Origin of the sequence: Paenibacillus sp. FSL R5-0744, assembly GCF_037972555.1 — a bacterium.
Taxonomy (GTDB): domain Bacteria; phylum Bacillota; class Bacilli; order Paenibacillales; family Paenibacillaceae; genus Paenibacillus_AQ.
Genome location: NZ_CP150228.1, coordinates 3,216,098 through 3,238,367, shown reverse-complemented (window position 1 = coordinate 3,238,367; position 22,270 = coordinate 3,216,098). Strand labels below are relative to the sequence as shown.

The 22,270-nt window shown below is 40.9% G+C and carries 21 protein-coding genes; 3 read left to right on the top strand and 18 right to left on the bottom strand.

Going from position 1 to position 22,270, the window contains the following annotated elements:
- Nucleotides 1-34: 34 nt before the first annotated feature.
- From MKY19_RS14325 to MKY19_RS14300, 6 genes are all read right to left on the bottom strand, one after another.
- Nucleotides 35-1,375 carry an ABC transporter substrate-binding protein gene (locus tag MKY19_RS14325; RefSeq protein WP_339803797.1) on the bottom strand — a complete coding sequence of 447 codons (1,341 nt, stop codon included), beginning with the start codon at nt 1,373-1,375 and terminating at the stop codon, nt 35-37.
- Nucleotides 1,376-1,413: 38 nt separating this feature from the next.
- Complete coding sequence (locus tag MKY19_RS14320) at nt 1,414-2,574, bottom strand: biotin/lipoyl-binding protein (RefSeq protein ID WP_339271206.1); 1,161 nt, start codon at nt 2,572-2,574, stop codon at nt 1,414-1,416.
- A 20-nt stretch (nt 2,575-2,594) separates the two neighbouring features.
- The gene (locus MKY19_RS14315; protein WP_339803794.1) at nt 2,595-3,473 is read right to left on the bottom strand and encodes a carbohydrate ABC transporter permease; all 879 of its coding nucleotides are present in this window, start codon (nt 3,471-3,473) and stop codon (nt 2,595-2,597) included.
- Between the two features lie 13 nt (nt 3,474-3,486).
- Nucleotides 3,487-4,353, bottom strand: a complete 867-nt coding sequence (locus tag MKY19_RS14310) for a sugar ABC transporter permease (protein WP_339271645.1) — start codon at nt 4,351-4,353, stop codon at nt 3,487-3,489.
- Between the two features lie 204 nt (nt 4,354-4,557).
- On the bottom strand, nt 4,558-6,027 hold the full coding sequence (locus tag MKY19_RS14305; RefSeq protein ID WP_339803791.1) for a DUF4179 domain-containing protein: 1,470 nt from the start codon (nt 6,025-6,027) through the stop codon (nt 4,558-4,560).
- A 20-nt stretch (nt 6,028-6,047) separates the two neighbouring features.
- Entirely contained in the window at nt 6,048-6,542 is a 495-nt protein-coding gene (locus tag MKY19_RS14300; RefSeq protein ID WP_042188081.1) for a sigma-70 family RNA polymerase sigma factor, read from the bottom strand.
- A gap of 184 nt (nt 6,543-6,726) precedes the next feature.
- On the opposite strand from MKY19_RS14300, the gene MKY19_RS14295 reads away from it, so the two are divergent.
- Complete coding sequence (locus MKY19_RS14295) at nt 6,727-7,482, top strand: DeoR/GlpR family DNA-binding transcription regulator (RefSeq protein ID WP_339803788.1); 756 nt, start codon at nt 6,727-6,729, stop codon at nt 7,480-7,482.
- A 50-nt stretch (nt 7,483-7,532) separates the two neighbouring features.
- On the opposite strand, the gene MKY19_RS14290 is transcribed toward MKY19_RS14295, so the two are convergent.
- The 5 genes from MKY19_RS14290 to MKY19_RS14270 form a co-directional block, all read right to left on the bottom strand.
- Nucleotides 7,533-8,339: an alpha/beta hydrolase gene (locus tag MKY19_RS14290; protein ID WP_339803786.1), complete on the bottom strand. Its 807-nt coding sequence runs from the start codon at nt 8,337-8,339 to the stop codon at nt 7,533-7,535.
- A gap of 13 nt (nt 8,340-8,352) precedes the next feature.
- Nucleotides 8,353-9,426 carry a Gfo/Idh/MocA family oxidoreductase gene (locus MKY19_RS14285; RefSeq protein ID WP_339803784.1) on the bottom strand — a complete coding sequence of 358 codons (1,074 nt, stop codon included), beginning with the start codon at nt 9,424-9,426 and terminating at the stop codon, nt 8,353-8,355.
- A gap of 17 nt (nt 9,427-9,443) precedes the next feature.
- Nucleotides 9,444-10,259: a sugar phosphate isomerase/epimerase gene (locus MKY19_RS14280; protein WP_339803782.1), complete on the bottom strand. Its 816-nt coding sequence runs from the start codon at nt 10,257-10,259 to the stop codon at nt 9,444-9,446.
- A gap of 147 nt (nt 10,260-10,406) precedes the next feature.
- On the bottom strand, nt 10,407-12,791 hold the full coding sequence (locus MKY19_RS14275) for a polyprenyl synthetase family protein (protein ID WP_339803780.1): 2,385 nt from the start codon (nt 12,789-12,791) through the stop codon (nt 10,407-10,409).
- Between the two features lie 176 nt (nt 12,792-12,967).
- Entirely contained in the window at nt 12,968-14,062 is a 1,095-nt protein-coding gene (locus MKY19_RS14270; RefSeq protein ID WP_339803778.1) for a saccharopine dehydrogenase NADP-binding domain-containing protein, read from the bottom strand.
- Between the two features lie 129 nt (nt 14,063-14,191).
- Here MKY19_RS14270 and MKY19_RS14265 point away from each other — a divergent pair, with 129 nt between their 5' ends.
- Nucleotides 14,192-15,277: a helix-turn-helix transcriptional regulator gene (locus MKY19_RS14265; RefSeq protein WP_339803776.1), complete on the top strand. Its 1,086-nt coding sequence runs from the start codon at nt 14,192-14,194 to the stop codon at nt 15,275-15,277.
- Here the strand turns inward: MKY19_RS14265 and MKY19_RS14260 are convergent.
- Together MKY19_RS14260 and MKY19_RS14255 are read right to left on the bottom strand one after the other, a co-directional pair.
- Nucleotides 15,268-15,921: a hypothetical protein gene (locus tag MKY19_RS14260; protein WP_339803773.1), complete on the bottom strand. Its 654-nt coding sequence runs from the start codon at nt 15,919-15,921 to the stop codon at nt 15,268-15,270. The two genes, MKY19_RS14265 and MKY19_RS14260, sit on opposite strands and share 10 nt — an antisense overlap.
- Before the next feature lie 196 nt (nt 15,922-16,117).
- Entirely contained in the window at nt 16,118-17,653 is a 1,536-nt protein-coding gene (locus tag MKY19_RS14255; protein WP_339803769.1) for an MDR family MFS transporter, read from the bottom strand.
- Nucleotides 17,654-17,928: 275 nt separating this feature from the next.
- Between MKY19_RS14255 and MKY19_RS14250 the strand changes: the two genes are divergently transcribed.
- Nucleotides 17,929-18,363, top strand: coding sequence for a MarR family transcriptional regulator (locus MKY19_RS14250; protein ID WP_339271643.1), 435 nt, complete (start codon nt 17,929-17,931; stop codon nt 18,361-18,363).
- Between the two features lie 85 nt (nt 18,364-18,448).
- On the opposite strand, the gene MKY19_RS14245 is transcribed toward MKY19_RS14250, so the two are convergent.
- The 5 genes from MKY19_RS14245 to MKY19_RS14225 all read right to left on the bottom strand — a co-directional run bounded on the left by MKY19_RS14245 (nt 18,449) and on the right by MKY19_RS14225 (nt 22,051).
- On the bottom strand, nt 18,449-18,961 hold the full coding sequence (locus MKY19_RS14245) for a hypothetical protein (RefSeq protein WP_339803766.1): 513 nt from the start codon (nt 18,959-18,961) through the stop codon (nt 18,449-18,451).
- A gap of 175 nt (nt 18,962-19,136) precedes the next feature.
- Nucleotides 19,137-19,478, bottom strand: a complete 342-nt coding sequence (locus tag MKY19_RS14240; RefSeq protein ID WP_076285765.1) for a DUF1801 domain-containing protein — start codon at nt 19,476-19,478, stop codon at nt 19,137-19,139.
- 50 nt (nt 19,479-19,528) lie between these two features.
- Complete coding sequence (locus MKY19_RS14235; protein WP_339271181.1) at nt 19,529-20,791, bottom strand: RNA polymerase sigma factor; 1,263 nt, start codon at nt 20,789-20,791, stop codon at nt 19,529-19,531.
- Complete coding sequence (locus MKY19_RS14230) at nt 20,788-21,222, bottom strand: YciI family protein (RefSeq protein WP_339271179.1); 435 nt, start codon at nt 21,220-21,222, stop codon at nt 20,788-20,790. Before MKY19_RS14230 ends, MKY19_RS14235 begins: the two co-directional genes overlap by 4 nt.
- 19 nt (nt 21,223-21,241) lie before the next feature.
- Nucleotides 21,242-22,051, bottom strand: coding sequence for an alpha/beta hydrolase (locus MKY19_RS14225; RefSeq protein ID WP_339803760.1), 810 nt, complete (start codon nt 22,049-22,051; stop codon nt 21,242-21,244).
- Nucleotides 22,052-22,270 lie beyond the last annotated feature (219 nt).

Here is a 22,270-nt window from a genome sequence, read left to right as displayed (position 1 = left end):
TCTCCCTCCTTATACAAAATCCTGTTCAATACATCTATTCGTTTAGAACGGTTGCTACTCGATTCTGGATCAGCTTTGCAACATCTTCCGCAGATTTTTGTCCACTGAAGAATGATGAGGACTCCTCTCCAATAATAGAAAGCACTTTAGTATCCAGTTCCGCATATTGATCTACCGTATGAATGATTTCTTTAAACTTAGTAAATTCTTCATCAGAAACCTTAGCCGCTTTTCCGGTTGGAAGCTTATATGCTCCACTTTTCACCTTTTCCTGAACATCGTTTAAATTCTTATCGTTCACTGATTGGAGCAGAGAGAATCCTTCTCTATCTTGCAAGGACTGTGCTTCTTCAGATAACAAGAAAGTCATAAACTTATAAGCTTCTTCTTTCACCGGAGTATTGGCTTGTATGGCGAGCGATGATGAAGGAATGATTCTCATACCACCAGTCTGACCTGCATGTGGCTTTTGAAGGTACACCGGATTTTCAAAGTAAGAATATGGACCATCGATAAAGTCTGTTGGTGACCATATAACGATGGAGTTAAAAAGCTGATTACCTATCTCCGCTGGCTCCGAAGTCATAACTTGTTCTTTATACATTTTCTTGACTTGTTCCAACAGCTCCACAAAATCAGGCGAGTCGAACTTCGCTTGTTTCGCTTCACTATCAACAAACAAATTATAATTATCAATAGCCATTTCTTGGAGTGTCATTTCCGCTGGGTACTCCGTTAGGGCATAAAGTTTGTTTTTAGCGTCCTTCCCAACCTGTTGTATAATTTCCTTCGATTGCTCCCCAAACTCTTTCCAAGTCCAATTCTTATCGTCAATCTTCACATTTGAGTTCTTAATCATATTTCCATCACCTATGAACGCTCTAAAAGCGAACCCGGTAGGAATAAAGTATAGACCGTCGTTCACCTTCATTGCGTCCAAAACATTCATTTCTAAATCGCTCTTATTTACCGTTTTATCTTGTTCAAATATATCATTCATGTTCACAAGCAACTTTTTACTCACATAATCATCGATTGAAAAGGCGCTTACATCAAAAATATCTGCACCTTTTCCGGAGAGTAGGGCTGTATTCGTTGTTTTTTTATATTCTAAATAACCATTCTCCCCCCACTCATTTCCCACTTCTTTATATGCCTTAATTTGTAGGTCGATATCCGGGTATTTCGCTTCAAACTTTTTCTCTAGCGCCTGATAGAATGCACTCGATTCTGCTAGAGATAGAGTCAAGATTGTCTTCCCCTCTTCAGTTGTCGTTTTCCCCTTACTTTCCACTTTCTCATTACCTCCGGAATTACATGCCGTTGTCATTATCAAAGCACCCATTAATAGTACAAAAATAGACCTTTTGATCATTTGATTTCCTCCTCCTATTTTCTCGTTTATATGATTTCTTATTGCAGTCGAACTCGGTTCCCGTCTTCAAGAGGTTCATTACTTTCCAGAATAATTGAATCCTCCTCATAGAGAATATCCGATTGAATCATCGTTTCTTTCTCGTTCTTTTCACTAGAGTGAATACGGACTTTTTGAGCGACAAAAACATTGCCTAATGCCCCCCGCTGCTCGTCAACTTTATAGACAAACAAACCTTCGCGATCCTCATGAATAGCTTCATTGGATAGGAGTAATCCTTCTTGGAGTGAATGTTTTTCGATTTTGATCCGAGCCTGTTCACCTCCTTTAAGTTCTGGATCAACGACTTTTATTCTCAGATTCTTTTGAGGAATGGTTTGAGTCTTCCCGGACTCATTACTAGAGGGGCTATCAGTACGTGACTCTGAATTCGCAACTTCTTCAATGGAGCCGTTTATGGTCCGGGCTTCTTGTCCATGATTCATATCAACCTCAACCTCTATCTTTTCTCCAGCAGAAATCCCTAAATTGGACAAATGCACGGAATCCAATATAATATCCAATCTGTAACCCCGACTACTGTTGGATACAATTACATCCGCTTCTCCCATTGAAGCTAACCCTTCGACGGCATTTAGTTTTGAAATCAGACCATCGAAAGGAGAAAACAGTTGTTTTTCACTTGTTAGACGATTTTTCATCCCGCTAATCTTATTTTCCTGAGCTAAGATATCTAACTTCCCTTTTTCGATATCACGTCTTGCATTTCTGATTTTGAATTCATCCTCCTCCAGCGCGGATTGGATGTACTGATCTTGCCTATTCTGTTGATCAATTTTCTGCTTTTCTAAATTTGTTATTTCATCTTTCAATTCTTGCTCAGCCGTTTTGCTCTCATAAATAATAAGCTTTTGTCCCTTTTTTACACGTTGTCCTTCTTTCACTAGAATTTGTTCGACCTTTAGTCCGGAAGTATTCGAAAGTTTAACTTCAGCAAGTGGCTGCAATATCCCACTACCTTCAATCGTAAATAAAAGATTTCCCTTTGTTGGTTTTTCGGTTCTAACTTTCGGCAAGGTCAAAGTTTGTATCGTGTTACTGAACAATGTAAAAAACAACAATAATCCCATAAAAACCATGAAGACGACTTGAATATTTCGTTTACGTCTACGATCAGTCGGCTCTATACCTAACTCCATATCCCGTCATTCTCCTCCAATCAACCTTTGATACCAGACAATTGAACGCCTTCAATAAAATACGATTCCGCATACAGAAATAGCATCACCATCGGAGCCATATAAAGTATGGATGCAGCAAAAGCAATTCCTCTCTCGCCTTCATTGATCCTCGATAAAAAGACTGACAATGGCTGCTTAAACGGATCATCTAGAAAAATAAGCGGCTGCTCCACCATATTCCAATAATCAACGAACAATAATATGACGAGTGCTGCCAGACCAGGTTTAATCATCGGAATAATAATCTTGTAGAAAATCAGAAAATGTCCAGCACCATCCATTTTGCTTGCTTCGATATACGCATACGGTATATCTAGCATGAACTGTCTGAGCATGAACACACCAAAAGCTGCGAAAATTCCAGGCAATATAATTGCATATGAACTATTTAATATTCCTAGCTTATCCGCCATAATATAGTTCGGTACTAGCGTCACTTGGAAAGGCATAAGCATTGTTAGGACATAAATAAGAAACAAAGGATCTCGTCCCCGGAATTTCAGCTTCGAGAAAGCATAGGCAGCGAGTGCTGCTACCAATGTTTGTCCTGCAATGATGGGTACAACCATGAATACTGAGTTCCAGAACATCGTCAGATATTTAGGGTTGTCTAGGAGAACCTTAGTATACTGGTCCAAGGACACTTGATCCGGCAGCAATTTTAAATTCACAAAAGGATCTTCTCTCCCTTCAATCACCTCATTCATCTGCCCGATAGGTCCATAATTGATCTCAATTTCTTTCTCTGTCATAAGCGAATTTGTGAATGTGATCACAATCGGGAATAATAACAAGACTGCAATAACAGCCATGACGAGTGTTAATGCCCCTTTTCGCAAGACTTTGACAACTGGCACAACCTTTTCACCCCTATTCCATGAATTGTCTATGCCTCCGTTCAAATGCAAACAATCCCAACACAATCAATAAAATACAACCAAACATCAAGGTCGCCGCGGCAGTCAGCTTCTGAACATCGAGCGACATGAACATATTGTTCATATAATGCTGCAGCATGTAAATGCTGTCTTGCGGATAATCACCAGCGATTAAATACGTTTCTCGAAACACTTTGAATGAATTAATAATCGACATGATGATTACAAAAAACATCGAAGAGGTTAGATAGACAAGCGTAATACTGCGAAACTGCCGTAATCGTCCAGCACCTTCAATTTGAGCTGTTTCATAATAATCCTTTGGAATTTGCTGCAATCCCGCCAAGAATAAAATCACGTTATAACCAATGTTCTTCCATAAATAAACAACAATGATTACATTTCTAGCTGCATCCGTCTTCATCCAATCCACACGATCGATACCGAAGTTGTTCAGCCAGGCGTTAAGCGAGCCATTCCAATCGAAGAGCATCTGCCAGATCAGAATGATGGAGGCGACAGGTACGACAAGCGGCAACACGTATCCAGTCCTCAGCCAATTCCGAAAATATGTATTTTTATTCAATAACATCGCTAATCCTAACGAGAGTACAAGCATTAGTGGAACACTTATCACACTAAAATAAAATGTATTAGATGCTGCTTTACGGAAAGAATCGCTATCTAGCAGCTCTCGGTAATTATCAAACCCTACAAAGTGGCCCTCTATCGTGCTATCCATAAAAGAATAGAATACTCCCATAACAAACGGTATAAGGTAAAACATCGCGAATCCGATACCGCTTGGTGCCAGGAACATTATTGCCGCTGAGACATCCTTTCGGAGCCATTTCTTCATAATTGGGTTTATCATTCTTTCAGTAACCTCCTTCATGTACTTAGAATAAGTAAAACTTTTTAAAAAGAAGTATGGTATATATTAAGTATTTCTTAAATTTCAAAAAATGAAGATGTGGGGTCACAGAAAAACCGTTGATAGAATTATCAACGGCTAAAAGAGTTAATATAAAATTCAATCTTTTGTTTAATCATTCATTGCTTTCTAATTCTTCGAGTACAACTCCACAGCCTGCGTCTCCATAATTGGATTTGTATATTTCTCTAACGTTATCGTTAATGGCTGAGGATAGTTCTTCGCTTCCGCGCCAAAATTATATCCAAACTCGTTCACGGCTGACCCATCCTTAGAAGTCGTATAGCTGCTGAAGCTACTTGTGGAAGGTGCTCTATTATATACCTTCCCTTTTGCGTCAGTAAAAGTCTCAGCAAGTCTAGTAGAGCCTTCTAAATATTGAGCATTCTCAATATTACGAATTAGGAGGATTTCTCCTTCCTCTACGTTATTCTCTTGCTTTGGCGTGACTAACTCAAGTCCAGTTCCGGGCGCTTCAATAAGCTGATATTTGTTAAGATCCACGACAATTTTCATTTGATCTTTTTCGACTGCCGAAATTCCGAATGCTTTCAACGTCACAGAATCCGGCTGCTGGCTGCCCTTACTATTCTTGAACACTAACGTGAACTTGGAGTTGTCCGTATAGACTTCAGAATTGTCAAAATTGATGATATCGGGGTAATACAACTTCTCAACTGTGTCCCCTTTTTTACTAATCAGTACTGGATTAATTAATTGAAAAATCTGTTTATCATTATTCTGATTATATTCCAGATCCACATAGGTGCTAAGCGGAGTATACTGCACTTGATTCACTCTAATCTTTTGCCCGTCCACTGTCAGTGTTCCGTCTGTATCCAGCATACGTTCCTGTGCTTTAAGCATGTCAGGATCAAGCTCGAAAGCAACATCTAGACTAGTCCGATACTTATTACTACTGGATAGGAGAGCCTTATCTGAAGTTTCTGTAAGAATTATATTATAGTTGACTTTCTTTGGATATTTAACCGTTGGTGAAAGATTAGTGGAGTATATAAAATCCATAGACTGTCCGGGTTGAATTCGGCTCTCACTAGCGAGCATACTTAATGATGCACCTTTGTGAAGAGGCGACTCCTGTATCCCTTCAAATTGAAGCTCAAAATCTGCGTGTATAACTACTTCGTCCGTATTGTTCTGAACACTGTATAAAACATAAACCTTCCGCCCATCTGTAACGGCACCTGTCACATCTATCCGGTAACCCTTGTTTTCCGCACTTTGACCGACCGGCACAACGAGATTCTGCTCAAGAGCACTGGCTAGCGCAGGCTCTAACCTTGAGAACGAGCGATAAGCTTTGAAATTATCCGTGTTTTTAGTGCTTGCCGATTGTACTGAAGGTTGTGCCACTCCCTTATTCGGTAATCCGATTGTTGAGTAAGTAAACAGTAACGCAACCGCTGCAGCTGCAACCACGCCCATACCTGTAGTATAGATGCGTCGTTTTTCTCGCTTCTTCCCTTCCACAATTCCCTTTTTCATAGCGTTGTAGATTTTCATCTCCTGTATTGTTTCGACATTCTGTTGCATATCATCGATGTTCTTACGTAGAATACGTTCTTCTTTTTCTGTCATTCCATTCACCTCCAATATCGCTATAGATAACTTCGAAGCTGTTTGAGTCCTTCGCGCAGCCAAGTCTTAATCGTACCTTCTGGCCTTTTTAGTACTTTGGCAATTTCAACAGTGGTCATGTCATGGTAGTATTTCAGCGTTACGACATGCCGGTATTTAGGTTTTATCCGATTCATCGCACGCTCCAGGTCAATTCGGTCATTACTCTTCATTTCCTGTGCCGCTTCCTCCACCAGCTTCTCCGCTACAATCACACGCTTTTTGCGCCGTAGCTCATCCATGCAACAATTGATCGTTATTCGGATCAGCCAAGGTGTGAAGGACTGTTCATCCTTTAATTTTTTACGTTTCATCCATGCCCTGCATGACGCTTCTTGGATCACCTCCAGCGTGTCTGCCTCTGTTCGTAAATAACTGTAGGCAATAGCGTACATTTTTCGATGCTCCACATACAATCGACTAAAAAAAGCTTCTTCATCCATTTGCGCAAAATCTACCATTCTGACTTCATCCATTGTGTTTTCCACCTTCCACCACCCCCTCTATCTTCTATCAGGAAGATGCATCCACCTCATATATCTATAAGTAAGACGGAGTTGAACGTAAAAACGATTGATTTTTTTCAAATTCATTTCATATGTAGTAAAATAGTAACGTTAAGTACAACCTTTAGAGCATTTTGTGAAAAGAGGTGGATCAGTGCTAAAAGCTGACAGACAGGCGTATATCCTAAAAAAAGTAGAGACCGAAGGCCGCGTCGTTGTCCAAGAATTAACACAGGAATTAAATGTAACAGAAGATACCATACGAAAAGATTTACAAAGCTTGTCGAAGCTGGGACTTCTCAAACGAATTCATGGTGGTGCTCACAGCCTTATTAATGACATGAAAGATTTCAATTCACGTGTAGAATTTAATAGCCAGACCAAAGCTGACTTAGCTAAACGAGCTTGCACACTTATTGAGAATGCAAAGGTTATTTTTATTGATGGAGGGTCCACAAATTTAAAAGTAGCCGAGAACATCCCTGAGTATTTTGATGGAAGAATTATTACCAACTCCCCCTCTATTGCATTATCGCTGTGCCGATTGTCCAAAGCTAGTGTAACCTTGTTAGGTGGCGACCTCGATAAAAAGAACCAAGTGTTATTCGGAGCCGCAACGCTTAGAGCGATACAGCAAATCCATTTGGATCTAACAATCCTTGGCGTATCCACGCTGGATTCAAAGGTGGGCATAACTGTTCCCTCTTATGAGGAATCCATCATTAAGAATCAACTTTTTGAACAATCTTCCATGGTTATCGCCATAGCTACGAAAGAAAAGCTGGAGAAAATATCCACTTTTTTTGTAGCCAAGGTATCCGCGTTAGACTATTTAATCACTGAAGGTACAGTAGACAATAAAATTGTTGATACATATAACAAACTCGGCGTTAACGTAATTACAGTATAGATACTTTCTAAATTTGTACAAAAAAAGATGAACACCTTTGAAGCTTGTGCTCATCTTTCATTTAAAAAGTTCTCAATAGCCTCATAGGAATCTTGATTATGTTGCTTATTACTGATCGTTTTCGAAGTAATCTCAATAAATTTAGAGTTTGGGATATATTCTGAGAGTAATCTCCCGTAGGTGTATGGATGAATAGGGTCAAGTTGACTAGCAAGGATCAATGTGGGCAGCTTTAAGTTCTTCCAAGCCTCACGATCATGATTAGGACAATCCATTGGCAGCTTCACAAACTTCATCGAGGTTTCTTTTACATAAGGATATTTAAACTGCCCTAATAGGGATTCACCCGCATAAGTAGATAATGAATTTATGGATTTATAGACCTCTGAATTTTCGTATCTATTTTGGGCAGTCAGAGGATCTGTATCTTGCAGTACCTCATGAACTTTGGCGTAGGCTTCACGAATCAACTTCTCTTGCGGTTTATCTTCCCAAGCTGGACGTGACAGAATAAGCTTCTTAACGCTATCCGGATATCTCAATGCCAAATGTAGCGACACCCCAGCACCTGTGGAAATGCCTCCAATATTAAATGGACGGATATGCAGGTGTTTCGTTAAAGCCATCACATCTTCAGCGAATTGTTTAAAAGAAAAATCATCCGCATGGCCAAACGCCACCGTCTTTCCATGCCCGCGAAAATCTAGTGAGATCCTTCGTATGTGATTTGTTTGCTTCATTAAACCGAAAGTTTGATTAACGTCACCGCCCAAACCATGAAGAAAAATAAAAGGCTCTCCATCCCCTCCATCATCTTCATAATAAAATCGAATGTGCTCGTAGGTAAAGTAAGGCATATTCTCCCCTCCTTTACAAAGGACCAGAAACGTCACTTAGATAAATCGTATTTCCGGTCTTCACCGATTCTTCAACAGCGAGCATCGCTCTCATCGTAGCAATCCCATCTTCAATCGTTGCACCTACACCTGGCTTATTATGCAGATTTGAATCAGCAAAACCTTCAATCTGCAATCTATAAAAATGACCATCTGCTCCAAGCGGTCTATGGTAGCTGTTATCACTAGCTTTGAAAATTTCTACATCGCTTGATTTTAATGTCCACGGGTTGTATGTCTTTCCTACTACTGATCCGAATTCACCATAAATTTGGAATCCTTCATGCCAATCCATCCGAACCGCAATGGTCAAATCCAATTGAGCTACAAAGCCGCTTTCAAACTCCGCAGTAATAAACCAACAATAGGCACCGAACTTTTGCGTATTCCATGCTTTCACACTTACAATATTTCCACCTAGATATCTTGCGGTATCGAACAAATGGCTTCCATGACCTAAAATATAATAGCGTTCCTTGTTCGCTTTTGGATCTCCAGCAGGTCTCTTTATATTTTCACCGGATATAATCACTGACTGAACATTCTCGGTAACGGTATACCGATAGGTGGAATCACAATACCAAGCTTTTAGGCCAATAATCTCACCCATTTCATGATCCACAAACTCTTTAGCTGCTACTATACCGGGGTCAAATCTCTTCATATTCCCCACTTGCACTTTGAGATCGGTACGATCCACAAGCTCTTTTAATTCTTCCACTTCTTCGATGGATACACCTAGAGGCTTTTCTACCAAGACATGTTTACCTGCACGCACGGCTTGTTTAGCTGCCTCCACATGAAATTGATCGGCAATCCCAATAACTACAGCATGTACGCTCGAGTCCGCCAGCATTTGTTCATAATCCGTATATATCTTGTCAGGTTCATAGATAGCATTCATTCTTTGGAGCAAGTATTCATCTACATCGCATATTGCATAAAGGTGAGCATTACGTGAACGCCTTATAGAGTCAAAATGCGCCGCTTGTGAAATCTGACCGCAACCTAACACACCGATGTTCAACAATTGGTTTTCCTTTTTCATATTCATGTCCTCCTATTCTAGTTAAAGAAATTCAAAGCATGTTCTACATCGCCCTCAGCTAACCCATGCATAATAACAGGACCGTCATAAACCTTACTTAATTCATTTAGATATTCCTTTAAGGGCAAGTTTCCTTTACCCACCGGTGCAAAAGTGATCTTCTCTTCGGTTACAAAAGCATCTTTGCAATGCGCAATGGCAATGTGCTTCTTCAGCGCTGTTAGCGTTTTTGAAATCTTACCTAAGAGGTCCTTATGATCCTGTGGGGTTACTAGATTTGCTGCATCATACAAAACCTTAAGATAAGGTGAATCTAGATCTTGTAATAGTCTCAAAGCATCTTCTGCCGTACTCACCACATTGGCTTGTTCAGGTTCAAATATTAGCGTTATTTGGTTGTCTTCTGCAATTTTCAGCATCCACGCAAGACTTTCATGCAATAGTGACCATGCCCTCACTGTATGATTGTCAGGATGAGAACTCCAGAAATCTTCTCGGTTCAAACTACCCGTAGAAATCGAAACATACGGAACAGCTAATGCAGCTGCAGCCTCAACTACATTTTTAAAACGCTGCTGATTTTCAACTTTCTTCTCCTCATTTAGCTCTAGCGTATTAAACGTTCCTGAGATCACAGCAATGCTAACTCCACTGTTCATTACTGCTTCTCTGATTTGATGGATGGTCTCCTGACTAATCTCTTTAGGCAAGCTTTCCAGTCCTACATTAGCAAAATTGAATTGAACGCTACTCATGCCTTGCGCTTTGATTTTGTGTAAGGCGATCTCCAGTTCATAGTTCAAGTATACTTTCGAGAAAATTCCTAGCTTCACAAGTTACACCTCCTTTATCTATTTTCAACTTTATCATACAAGTAATTCCGATTATAAACAATAAAATTCAATTACAAAAAAAAGAACTAATAATCTGCAAAAAAATATAAAAAAGTGCTGGCAATAATGCCAACACTCTACAAACAATTATCGATTTCGATTAATCATGTAATTCAATAAATGCTTCAGAAAAGCAATGTTACGAGGGATCTCCTTTAACGCTTCCATAGCGAGACAGTAGTGTTCCCACATCTCTTTTCTTGCACCGTCAGCACCAAGGATAGATACAAACGTTGAATTGTTATTCTCCACATCCTGACCTATCGGCTTACCTAGTAAATGATGATCTCCTTCCAAATCGAGCAAATCATCTTTAATCTGAAACGCAATCCCCGCATGATAGGCAAATTTTTTCAAAGCCAGAACTTCAGTTTTCTTAACCTGAGCCAGAATCGCTGGCATCACTAGTGAAGCTTCAAATGCAATTCCCGTCTTATAAAAGCAAATCATATTTAATTGCTCTAGCGTCAATGCTTTCCCCTTAGAATTCAGATCCATTGCCTGACCCATACATGTATCTTCTGCTTTTTGGGCTGAATATTGCATCAAGGCTAGCACCGCTTTTGCATCAAAAGAATGAAGTGACGCCTGTTCCTCAATCGACTTCTGAATCAGAAATAGTCCGGTTAATTCCGCCGTTGAACTAGTATACATTTCGTGTAGAGTTGCACGACCTCTTCGGGTTGAAGCATTATCCTGGGATGGAAGATCATCGAAGATTAGAGAAGCGGTATGCATATATTCCAAAGATCTCATAAGCGGCACAATTGCGGATGAATCTAGACCATATTCGTTAACACCCATGACCCAAGTCAATATAGGTCTTATCCGCTTGCCGTCGCCTGCTAGACTATAATTAGCCGCATCAATAAGCAACTCTTTCATTTCTGGCGTCCCGTCTGGCTTGGCTATCAGCAATTGTTTATTGATTTGATCGCGAACCTTTTGGATCGTATCCCGAAATTCCACTTTTTCTTTTTTGCTGTTTTTTAGATTCAAAAGCAACTGATCCCGAAGCAGTTTATCGAAAAAATCCACATCGTCCGCTTTCTGCACCATCTGCTGGACAAGCCGATTAAACGCTGGTTGACCAGAAGCAAAAATCTCCATGATCTCTTTATACTTCTCATTTCCTACACGTTCTTTACATCGCTTGAGTCCATTAATGGCGCGATCTAATATTACTTCACGGGTTTTAGGATCAGAGCGATACACAGTGTGTATTAAATGGGAAATGACCGTCCAGTATAATTCAAAAGGATTGATCAGATCTGTACGTTGACTACGGTATTTTAAATAATAAGTATAGGGGGTTACCGCTCCCGCTTTCATATCGTCAAACATATCCGCAAAATCATCAGCCAGCTGATTATATAACCCATAGAAAAAGGTACGTTGATCAAATCCGTCATCTGCTGGAGCACTAATTACGGATCGGACAATTAAACGGGAAGAAGAGGATTTTAAAATGATGGGTATGAAAAGCTCTTCATTGCTGTATTCAGAGTTAGAAAGATCCTTCATACGATCCAATTCCTGAGAATGGAAAAATACAAAAGACTGCTCGAAAAATGCATCCTGCATTTCTTCCCGCTGATACCCTCTAATATACTCAAAAGCCTCCTTGAGCTCCGAATGTACAAATCGAATGAACGGCATGTTCTCTCCGGACCATTCACCCAATTCCGGTACAACTCTATTAAGGATCGCAGTGCGTATCATATGAGAATACTGTTCTTTCTCTTGGTCGGTTAAGACACTGGAATCAAGGAGATCATCAATGAATGGATAAGTTAGGCCATATGAATAACCAAGTCTAATGGCTTCACCAATCCTCTTAGATCGCTCCACAGGTGGTACGTCATCGTCCATCTCTTCCATCACATGGAGAATCACCCCAATAATGATCTTGATTAATTTACGTTGCGCTTGCTCGGGATTCATTTCCTTCGGAAGATGTGCTGATACCCGCTTAAGTTTGTCTATCACCCAAATCGTGGCCATTTCAACGCCTTCCTTCTGAGCCCAACGGTAAATCCCGGTGAAATTCATGAAATCTGACTGATCTTCCGAACTTGTGGAGCCTGGAAGAATCATCTGATTTCTAATGTCGGCAACCATATGCTTAATCCGGAGCTGTGTATTCGGCGAATCTAAAGCTTGCCCTAGATCTCTCATATAAAGATAGGAAACACTTCGATCCAAATAATCATCCAATTTACCGGTCTGATTCAGCCATCCTAGATATCTATGATAATCCTGAGAATCAGGTTTCCTCTTGCCTCTTGATAAAAAGGACAACCATGAACGGCGATGAATATGGTTCTTCTTCCACAATTGAAAATCTTCAATCAAGGTAGACACATAAGTTTTTTCTTTGAACTGTTCACGAAGAGATGCAAAATACTGAGCTGCCTTCTGCTCAGCGATCGAATATCCTGTATCGGCGTAATCTGTAAATTTTTCATTCATAGGTGATGACCTCAACTTCTCTTTTTGTTAACATGACCCATTAGGGAAGAACAGAATTTCTTCCTGAATGAAATGTTCATCAGTTAATACGGTCAAAACTCTTTTGGGTTACGAAAAAGAAGCTTGACTAATCAAGCTTCTTTCAAAATAACTATACACAAATTATTCTATTTAGATTAATCTGCATTATGCTCCTTTACTTGGATCTTTAGCGAGAGCGTCGATCCTAATTCCTTTTGTATATATGCTAAATCTGTTATCTGCTCGATATGATAAACGCCGCCAGAAAACGGATAATCATAGAGGAGCTTTGATACTGCTGCTGTCACTTTTGCAGTGATGATGGATTGATTCTTTCCTTGCAATATTAAATCAGCCTGCATTGGCTTCCCCTCTCGATTTCTTCCACGAGCCTCAACCTTGATAGCGAACTGGTCGCTCCCTATATGCAGCCGCTCCATAGCACGAACCATCCACCTGTTCACCCAGCTTGTCTTTAACAAACGAACGGCCCCTGTTTTTTTGGCTATAGCCAGCATTTTAGTAACGAAAACTGAGTCCAGACAAAATCGTGTGGAGATGGACGAAGCTTTGAGCGTCCCGGCAAGCGTCTGTTGATCTGAGAATGGGAAACGATAGGCATGGCGACTCCCTAAATCGTCACCAAAGTGATATGACTTTCTATCGGTGAAGCTCTCCACCTCTACCTGACGATTCTTCTGCTTAACTTCAAACTTTTCTCCCAAACTATTCACTGTCCATTCGATCGCCGCCTTACCATGAGAATCACCAAGTCCGAGCATAATCGCGATTTCGATTTCCTCCGTCTGTTCTATCAGTCTTTCTGCTTCAAGAGCCATTAGATTGGTTATACCGGGTGCAAGCCCTACACTAAGAACGGCACTAGATCCATGTCGTGCAGCCTCTTCGTATAACGCCTCAATTTGAGATAAAAACGGACCGCTCGCTGATACATCCACATAATACGTACCGCTACGAAAGCAGGCTTTTACAAAATCCGTATTCGTTTGATCCAAACACATAATGATTAGCTTCACTTGATCTAGTAAATGTGGAGGTATCGGCTTATTAATATCTAACTGTAACGGCTTGATCCTGCCGTAGGTAGATTGACTGAACCGCTCTGCTTTTTCAAGACTTCTCCCTGCAGCAAATACTTTACCTGAATACTTCTTCTCTAATATTTCGCATATGGTACGCCCTACATGTCCATAACCACCAACGACAACAATATCTTCTTTTCCCTGCATTTTTATCACCGCATCCTATATAATAGAGTTGATTAAGAATCATTCTCAATTATACGGATTTCGCTTCCGTTCACTATCCCACAAATGTGGGAGTTCGATATAATCCATTAAGGACTAGAGGGCTACTCAATGAATACCCATAAACAATTCATTCTAATAAAGAAACAAATCGTTAAGCTAGGTATGGTTACTGATTCTTCTCACAACTACCGTACTTCCTTGCTGTCTCTCTTACGTGAAGCAGTTCCCTTTGATGCTGCCTGCTGTACTCATGTTGATCCACAGACATTGCTTTCGACAGGTGCGGTTACTGAAGACAATGTAGAGTCCATTCATCCCCACTTGTTCCAGATCGAATACGGTGAGGATGATGTTAACACCTATGAGCAAATGGTTCATAACAAACTCCTCGTCGCTACAATATATGAGGCGACTAAGCAGAAACCCGAGCGGAGTACACGCTATCGAAAGGTATTGTCTCCTGCAGGTTTTGGGGATGAACTACGTGCAGTCCTTATTCTTGGCGAATCTTGTTGGGGATATTTGACGCTGTACAGGAATGCAGATCAATCGAAATTCTCACAAGAGGAATGTGATTGGATCACCTCGCTCATCCCTCTGATTGCAGCTAGAATGCGGGCTTTCAGTCTTGAGCTTCCAGAGAAAGATGAGACTTGGCTTGAAGATCATTACGGTTCCGGCATTGCAGTTTTATCTGATGACTTGGCTCTTCTCTCTTCCAATCCCACAGCGGATCGCTGGTTAGGCAAACTCCGCTCATTGGAAATGATTGAGGTTCATGTTCTACCTCGTCCAATCCGTGCTGTAAGCACGCAAGCGTTAAACAGCCCTTCCGAATCTATGGGGATAGCGAAGGCATGCATTCGTATGACTGAGGGGCCCTATTTAGTCGTTCGGGCAAGTCTTCTTAAGGCTTCCAACGGTCAGAACCAAATTGCCATTTCATTCGAACCCGCGCGTCCTGCTGACATGCTCCCCATCATTGCTGAAGCTTATGGTTTGACGGAACGTGAGCAACAGCTATTACACGGTGTAATTCGAGGATTATCCACTAAAGAATTGGCTTCTGCACTCCATATTTCTGCATACACCGTCCAAGATCATTTAAAATCTATTTTTAGCAAATCAGGTGTCAGCAGCCGTAGAGAACTTATTTGGTATTTGCATTCACGCTACAATATTGCTCAAGCTTGAGTAATCCGAGATAAAGGATATACAAGTTGTATGTCCATTTCTGTAATTAGTCCTTCATATAACGAATGATTATGGTCTGCACCTACAATACACAAGATTCTTTTCTCTGAGTGGCCTTTTATGGCGTTTTTGATTCGTTGAATCATTATAAGATGTCTACACAACCATCTGAACTGATGTGCTTGCGGATTGATTCGTTCTAACCATTGATACTTCTGTCTTGTAATAGTGTCATATTCTAATGAATTAAAGGGGATTGCACTTGAATCCACTGTTGAAAGCTGTCTTTGAAACCATTGCTCTAACTCATATTCCAATTCTTTTCTCTGATCTTCTTTATAGCTATTAAAAGGATCAAAATCTGTCCAAACATCCAATTCAACCCAATCAATAGGGACAAATTCATAATTCTCTTCTTTACACAAAGGAAAAATGAGATCCCAATATTCACTTGCAGGTTCTCCCCAATATCCACGGTAATTACTGTCCTTCTTATAATGTTCCCAACTACTAGGAAGGACTTCTCCACAAATAATATCTGGATTAAACTCTAAAATTAAATCCTTTATGAACTCTAAAGAAAAATGATATTTTTGCCTAAGTTCATCATCGTGAACCACTCCTAAAATACCTACAATTGACACGAAAAATCCTCCTACCTTCAATTAATTCTAATATCATCTAATTTTACAATTGTCAAATTTGATAATATTACAATAGGAATATAATGTAAATCATTGTTTTAAAAAAATAGACTGAGCACCTATGAATAGAGGGCTCAATCTGTTTAAATGTAACATTTCACTAGTGCATTCGTTAATATTGCAAAGCAGCCAACCTTTAATGCGAAGCCGTATACTCTCCCAATTCAGAAGCCGGATCAAACTTTTCCTTACTCATCACAAATGCAGCCAGTAGAGCTATAACAGACGGAATAATTGCCCATGCAAAAGTGTGAACAAGCGATGAGGATAATCCCTCTGTAATCTTATCAAGAACTTCCGTAGGGATTTTCTCACGAGTATCCGGAGTCAAAATAGTACTTGGATCGCTTAAATTTACCCCTATAGGTGCCGCACCACCGCTACTGAACATGGATGCTAATTTATTCGAAAACAAATGACTTTGGATAATACCGAATACTGTTATGCCTAGTGTCATTCCAAGCTCCCTTGTAAAACTAAGTGTCGAACTTGCGGAACCACGCTGCCTTGCTGTAAATCCATGAATGGCTGCGTTACTTAGAACAGAGAATGAAGAACCTATTCCAAGACCTACTAGAAACATAAATATGGTGACCATGAACCGTGAAGAATCAGGTGTTAATGTGGTTAGCAAGGCGATACCTAAAACAAGCAGTATTAACGTCGATATCATGATGGCGCGATAATTGAACTTCGAGAGCAGGAATCCGCCCCCCGCTGCAGTGATAACGGAGCCGAGCATCATAGGAAGTAGAACAAGACCCGAATTCGTTGCTGAGCCGCCAAGCACCCCTTGAATGTAGATTGGAATGTACACCGAGGCTGTAATAAATGCTGCTCCACTAAATATAGCCATAACATTACTCGTAGAATAAAGACGATTCTTGAACATGCCGAAAGTAATGATGGGTTCTTCTGCACGACGTTCGATAAAAATAAATCCCACGATAAACACTACAAAAGCTAAGAACAATCCCAAAATCATAGCAGAGTCCCAAGCATATTTCTTTCCACCCAGCTCAATCGCAAACATGAGACATAGGATGGAAGCTACAAGTGTAAACGCACCTAGGTAATCGATCTTTTCCTTGGAATGCTCGACAGACTCTTTGTAGAAGAAAGCAATCAAAAAGAAGGCAATAACACCTATAGGTAAGTTGATGTAAAAGACCCAAGACCAATGAATGTAATCCGCTATGTAAGCGCCAATAAGAGGTCCGAAAATACTTGATATACCATAAGCTGCTCCGAATAATCCACCGATCTTCCCCCGTTTTTCCGGAGCAACCACATCGAACATGATGGTGAACGCAATCGGAACGAGTGCCCCTCCACCAATACCCTGAATCGCACGATAAATACTCAGCTGAACTATAGAGTTTGCGGTACCACATAAAGCAGATCCGATCATAAATACAATAATTCCGAAAATAAAGAAACGCTTGCGGCCATACATATCCGATAATTTTCCGAAAATCGGCATTCCTGCCATCTCAGCTATCATATAAGCAGAAGTCACCCACATCAGTTTGTCAAAACCGCCAAGATCCCCTACGATTGTTCCCATTGCAGTTGCTAATATAGTGTTATCCATGGATGCCATAAGTGTGGCCAGTAATAGAGCCGCTATAATAATCCCTACATTATTTTTCTTCTCCAAGTTCTTTACCATTCTCTTTTGTTCCCTCCACTTTTCCTTAATTTCGAATTTAATCTTATCGTTATAAGATCGCACACCAACCTCTCTCTAAACTTCTTGATGCATTACCTTTTGCAAAACTTTAATAATTCCGATAAAATGAATTCAATTAATCGCACGTTCATCGAGTATCTTTATTGACAAATATCTCGATAATCAAGATATCAATATTTTAAAAGGAGGGCTCTCTTTTGTCAAGAGATCGACACAATCAAGTGAAAAATCAGCAAGAAGACTTCACCTTGCGTATGCGAGGTCTAGGAAGTCGAACGATACTATATCAGCAAAATGTGGCAGCATCACTTGGGTTATATAATAATGATTATCTATCCATAGATATCCTCCATGAAAGAGGTCCCATCACCGCTGGTGAACTGTCCAAACTAACCGGACTGGCTACAGGCAGTGTTACGGCGTTAATTGATCGACTTGAAAATAACGGTTTTGTTCGCAGACAAAATGACCCCAGTGACCGTCGTAAGGTAATTATTGTCCCTTTGTATGAAAATAATGAGGTCGGGAATGCCTACCTTCCCCTGCATGCCGAGATGCTTAAATTAGCTTCCACCTACTCGGATGAAGAGCTTGAACTTATTACACAATTTGTTGGCAAAGCAAGTGCGGTTCTGGAAGAGCAAATTCATCGTCTAAGCTCCGCAACAAACAATAATTCTTCCTCTTAAGCCTTAATAATTCATCAAAAAAGGACAATACCCATTGTCTAATTACAATGGGTATTGTCCTTTTTTTCCTCACATTATTCGAATGTTACTTCATATCTATGGAAATAGATAGATTTCCATTGGATTCAATTAAAGAAATTTTGGCATTATCCGTCTGCCATACCCTACGAAAGTTTGTACCTTCGCCTTCTTTTTCTATATCTGCTGTGTTACCTTCACTCTTAGTCGTAAGCTCTCCAAGCTGTTGCGTTATCTCTTGCGTTAATTTTTCCTTGGTAGCTTCTTCAAAATGAATCGTCTCTCCAATCACTTTTCCAGTGTGATCATAGGAGACCTGAAGATTTGCTTCGTGATTCACAATCTTCTCGTTATATTCGCGGGATAAAAGAGTAGAATTCGTACCTTCATTACGATTAGGTGCGCCTTTGCCAAGAGCTTGGACAACTTGAGCATCCTCTTTTCCAATCAAAGTGGCAAGTTCCTCAAGGCTAAATCTTTCCTCAGCTCCACTTGGCACAACCGTTGGAGGTGGTAGCTGGGATTTATCTGCTACTGGTCTTGAGCATGCACTAAGTGCAAGGACCGTAAGCAGTAGCAAACAAGTTTGTTTTAATATCTTCATGGGTTTCATTCCCTTCATTGCTAGCTCTTGATGTATTTTTCACAATTTATTGAATGATTATGTATTGCTGGAGCCAAATTCGTCCAAAAAAGACGATATCCCATGAAGTCAAATGACTTTGAGATACCGTCCTACATCATGAATCTTGCAATTAAAGGGAAGCTGAGGATTGGCTAACCCAAGCCACTAATTGAGCCGTATCCACTGTATCCCCTTTTCGTAGTTTCAGTGTTTTTCTCTCCGGAGGGCCCTCGAATATCCCTTCTGGAAACTCAAGCTCATTCGTATTAAAAATAACAAAGCTTACTGCATCTTTCGAAGTTGAAATAGCTGCTGCGTACTTACCATTTTTCAAAAAATGAGGCTTCTTATACTGAATTCGTTCCTGTACATCTGGGATTGCTTGGTGAACAACCTCACGAAGATTAGTAGATAACTCCACCTGCCATGGTTCTTTTAATGCTTCAATAAAATCGATGACTTCTTGATTCATATTTTATCTCTCCTTTATGTACGTACCGGTTTAAAATAATATTGAATTAACTACGATGTTCCTAAGTTACACGCTGCCGCCCGATTCAGCAAAAGAATCCTTTCACGTTCATTCCCAGTCAAGGATGCGGCACGTTCAAACTCTGTACGAGCCTCATCATATCGACCCAGCTTCAGCAGAAGATCACCACGAACGCTGGGCAGCAGATGATATTCCCTCATAGATGGTTCAGTATTTAGCTCATCCACAATTTGCAGTCCAAAGGTTGGGCCGAACGCCATGGATATGGCGACCGCTCGGTTTAATTCGACAATTGGCGAAGGCATGACTCTCGAGAGCGCTTCGTACAGTGCAGAAATACGGATCCAGTCTGTCTCTGCTGCAGTAGTCGCCTGTGCATGACAAGCAGAAATCGCAGCCTGAAGCGAGTAAGGTCCCGGCGGACGACCAAGCTTTCGGTTACGCTCTAAAGCAGCCAGGCCACGACGGATCAGTAATTGATCCCACTGTGCCCGGTTTTGATCCATTAGTAGAATAGGTTCCCCTTTGCTATTAACCCTTGTCCTAAAACGCGAGGATTGAATCTCCATAAGGGCGACCAGTCCATGAACCTCAGGTTCATAAGGGTTAATCTCAGCTAGTACCCGTCCTAATCTCAGCGCCTCCTGGCATAACAGCGGACGGATCCAATCCACTCCAGAGGTTGCAGAATATCCTTCATTAAACATTAGGTAAAGGACTTCAAGCACCGTAGACAAACGGTCTTTAAGCTCTTCTTGAACGGGTACCTCAAAAGGAACCTTGTTAGCACTTAGGGTTCTCTTCGCCCGAACAATTCGCTGAGCAATCGTTGATTCGGCGACTAGAAAAGAACGTGCGATTTCATCTGTCGTCAATCCACATAACAGTCGAAGGGTCAGGGCTACTCTGGCATCTTGTGACAACACCGGATGACAGGTCATAAAGATCAGACGAAGGAGATCGTCACTGATCTCCTCATCTAACGCATCATCTATGTCTACCTCAGTGTATAAATCCATGCTATGTGCAACCTCTACGTATTTCTGATCTCGAAGCTTGGTCCTGCGAATAAGATCAATCGCACGCCGTTTCGCGGTGGTCATCAGCCAAGCACCTGGATGATCTGGAATCCCCGTCTCTGGCCATCGATTAAGGGCAATTACTAATGCGTCCTGAGCAAGATCTTCTGCGAGACCTACGTCCCGTACCATGCGCGTTAAACCCGCAATGATTTTTGCCGATTCCATTCGCCATATTGTATCAATCGTTCGATGCGTATGGGAGAAACTCACGTTTGCTTCTGCTCCTCAACCTGTTTACGAAGTGCTGCTTCTTTCGCCAATGTTTCGGGATCGTCCATTAATTCCCCCGGCTCGAATACCTGCCTTAACTCAATCTCTCCTTGGCCAAATCCATGAGGGTCCGGCATACGTAAAGCCCATTCAATGGCTTCTTCTCTTGATTTGACCTCAATCAGCGTATATCCAGCGATCATTTCTTTAGCTTCTGTAAACGGACCATCCATAACTTTAGGTTTGCCGCCAGCTTCCGGATATGAAATTCGAATACCACTGGAACTCGGTTGCAATCCATCGCCTGCCAGCAACACACCTGCTTTCACCAATTCCTCATTATACTTCTGCATAGCATCAATCAGTTCTTGACTAGGCATAATTCCCGCCTCTGAATCTGTGGTAGCTTTAACAATCATCATAAATCTCATAGGTGTATCCCTCCTATTTTTAATTTCCCATAAAGAATGCAGTAAGCTCAGTTGAAATGATCCTTGTATTGAGTTTCTTCGTATGACCGAGCCCCTTTTTACTTAATAGTTTCGCATTAGGTAGTACTTTAGCTATTGCCTGAGCACCATGCCGTAAGCCAACAGGACTCTCCGTACCTTCGAGGACCAGCGTTGGAATGGTAACTGCGCTCCACAATGTGGCAGGAAGTGGCTTTCCGTCCATATACCCATCCAATAAAACAGCATCATAGGGAAGAGTGTGCGCTACAGCCATTAGGTTAGACCATACACTTGGCATTAAGCGCATCAATTTAACAACAAACGCAGGTGCTCCCATACCTTTAGTCATAAAATACTTAATTGCCTCAGATCGGCGATTTGTAGCAATAAGCTCAGTAACATTCATTACGAAATCTAGAGGCGGTTTAGGATCCGAAGCATCGACAACAAATGGAGGCTCATGCAGAGCTAATTTTGTAATATTTGCTCCATCCGCTGCTGCCTGTAGAGCAAGAACTGCTCCAGAAGACAATCCCCAGACATATGCCGATCCTCCGGCCGCATTAATTATAGCCTGCAGATCTTCGATCTCACGAGCTATTGCGTATGGCTGAGTGTCTCCGCTATCGCCACGACCTCGTCGATCGTAATTGAAGACTGTGAAATTCTCAGACAACAGATCAGCTAGCTGTACCTGACTTGGGAATTTTCGGTAACTAAATGCACCTGTCACTAATATAAGTGCTGGCCCTTGACCCATTTTGTCATAGGCAATCTTAGTTCCGTCCATTGAAGTTACTAAATGCATTTCATCTCTCCTTCGCTTTAACGTCTGATATCCGGACTTCTATTTAAACGACGAACGGAAGATGATGAAATCGACACATTCCTAAAAATTTATTTCTTATGAGATAAATACTATATCCTACCATTTATTTCTTGTTCATCAAGTCAATATCCTTCTCTGAAGTTTTAAATTTTTACTATCCACAATATAAGAAAAAAGGGAAAAGTTCCGAAGAACTCC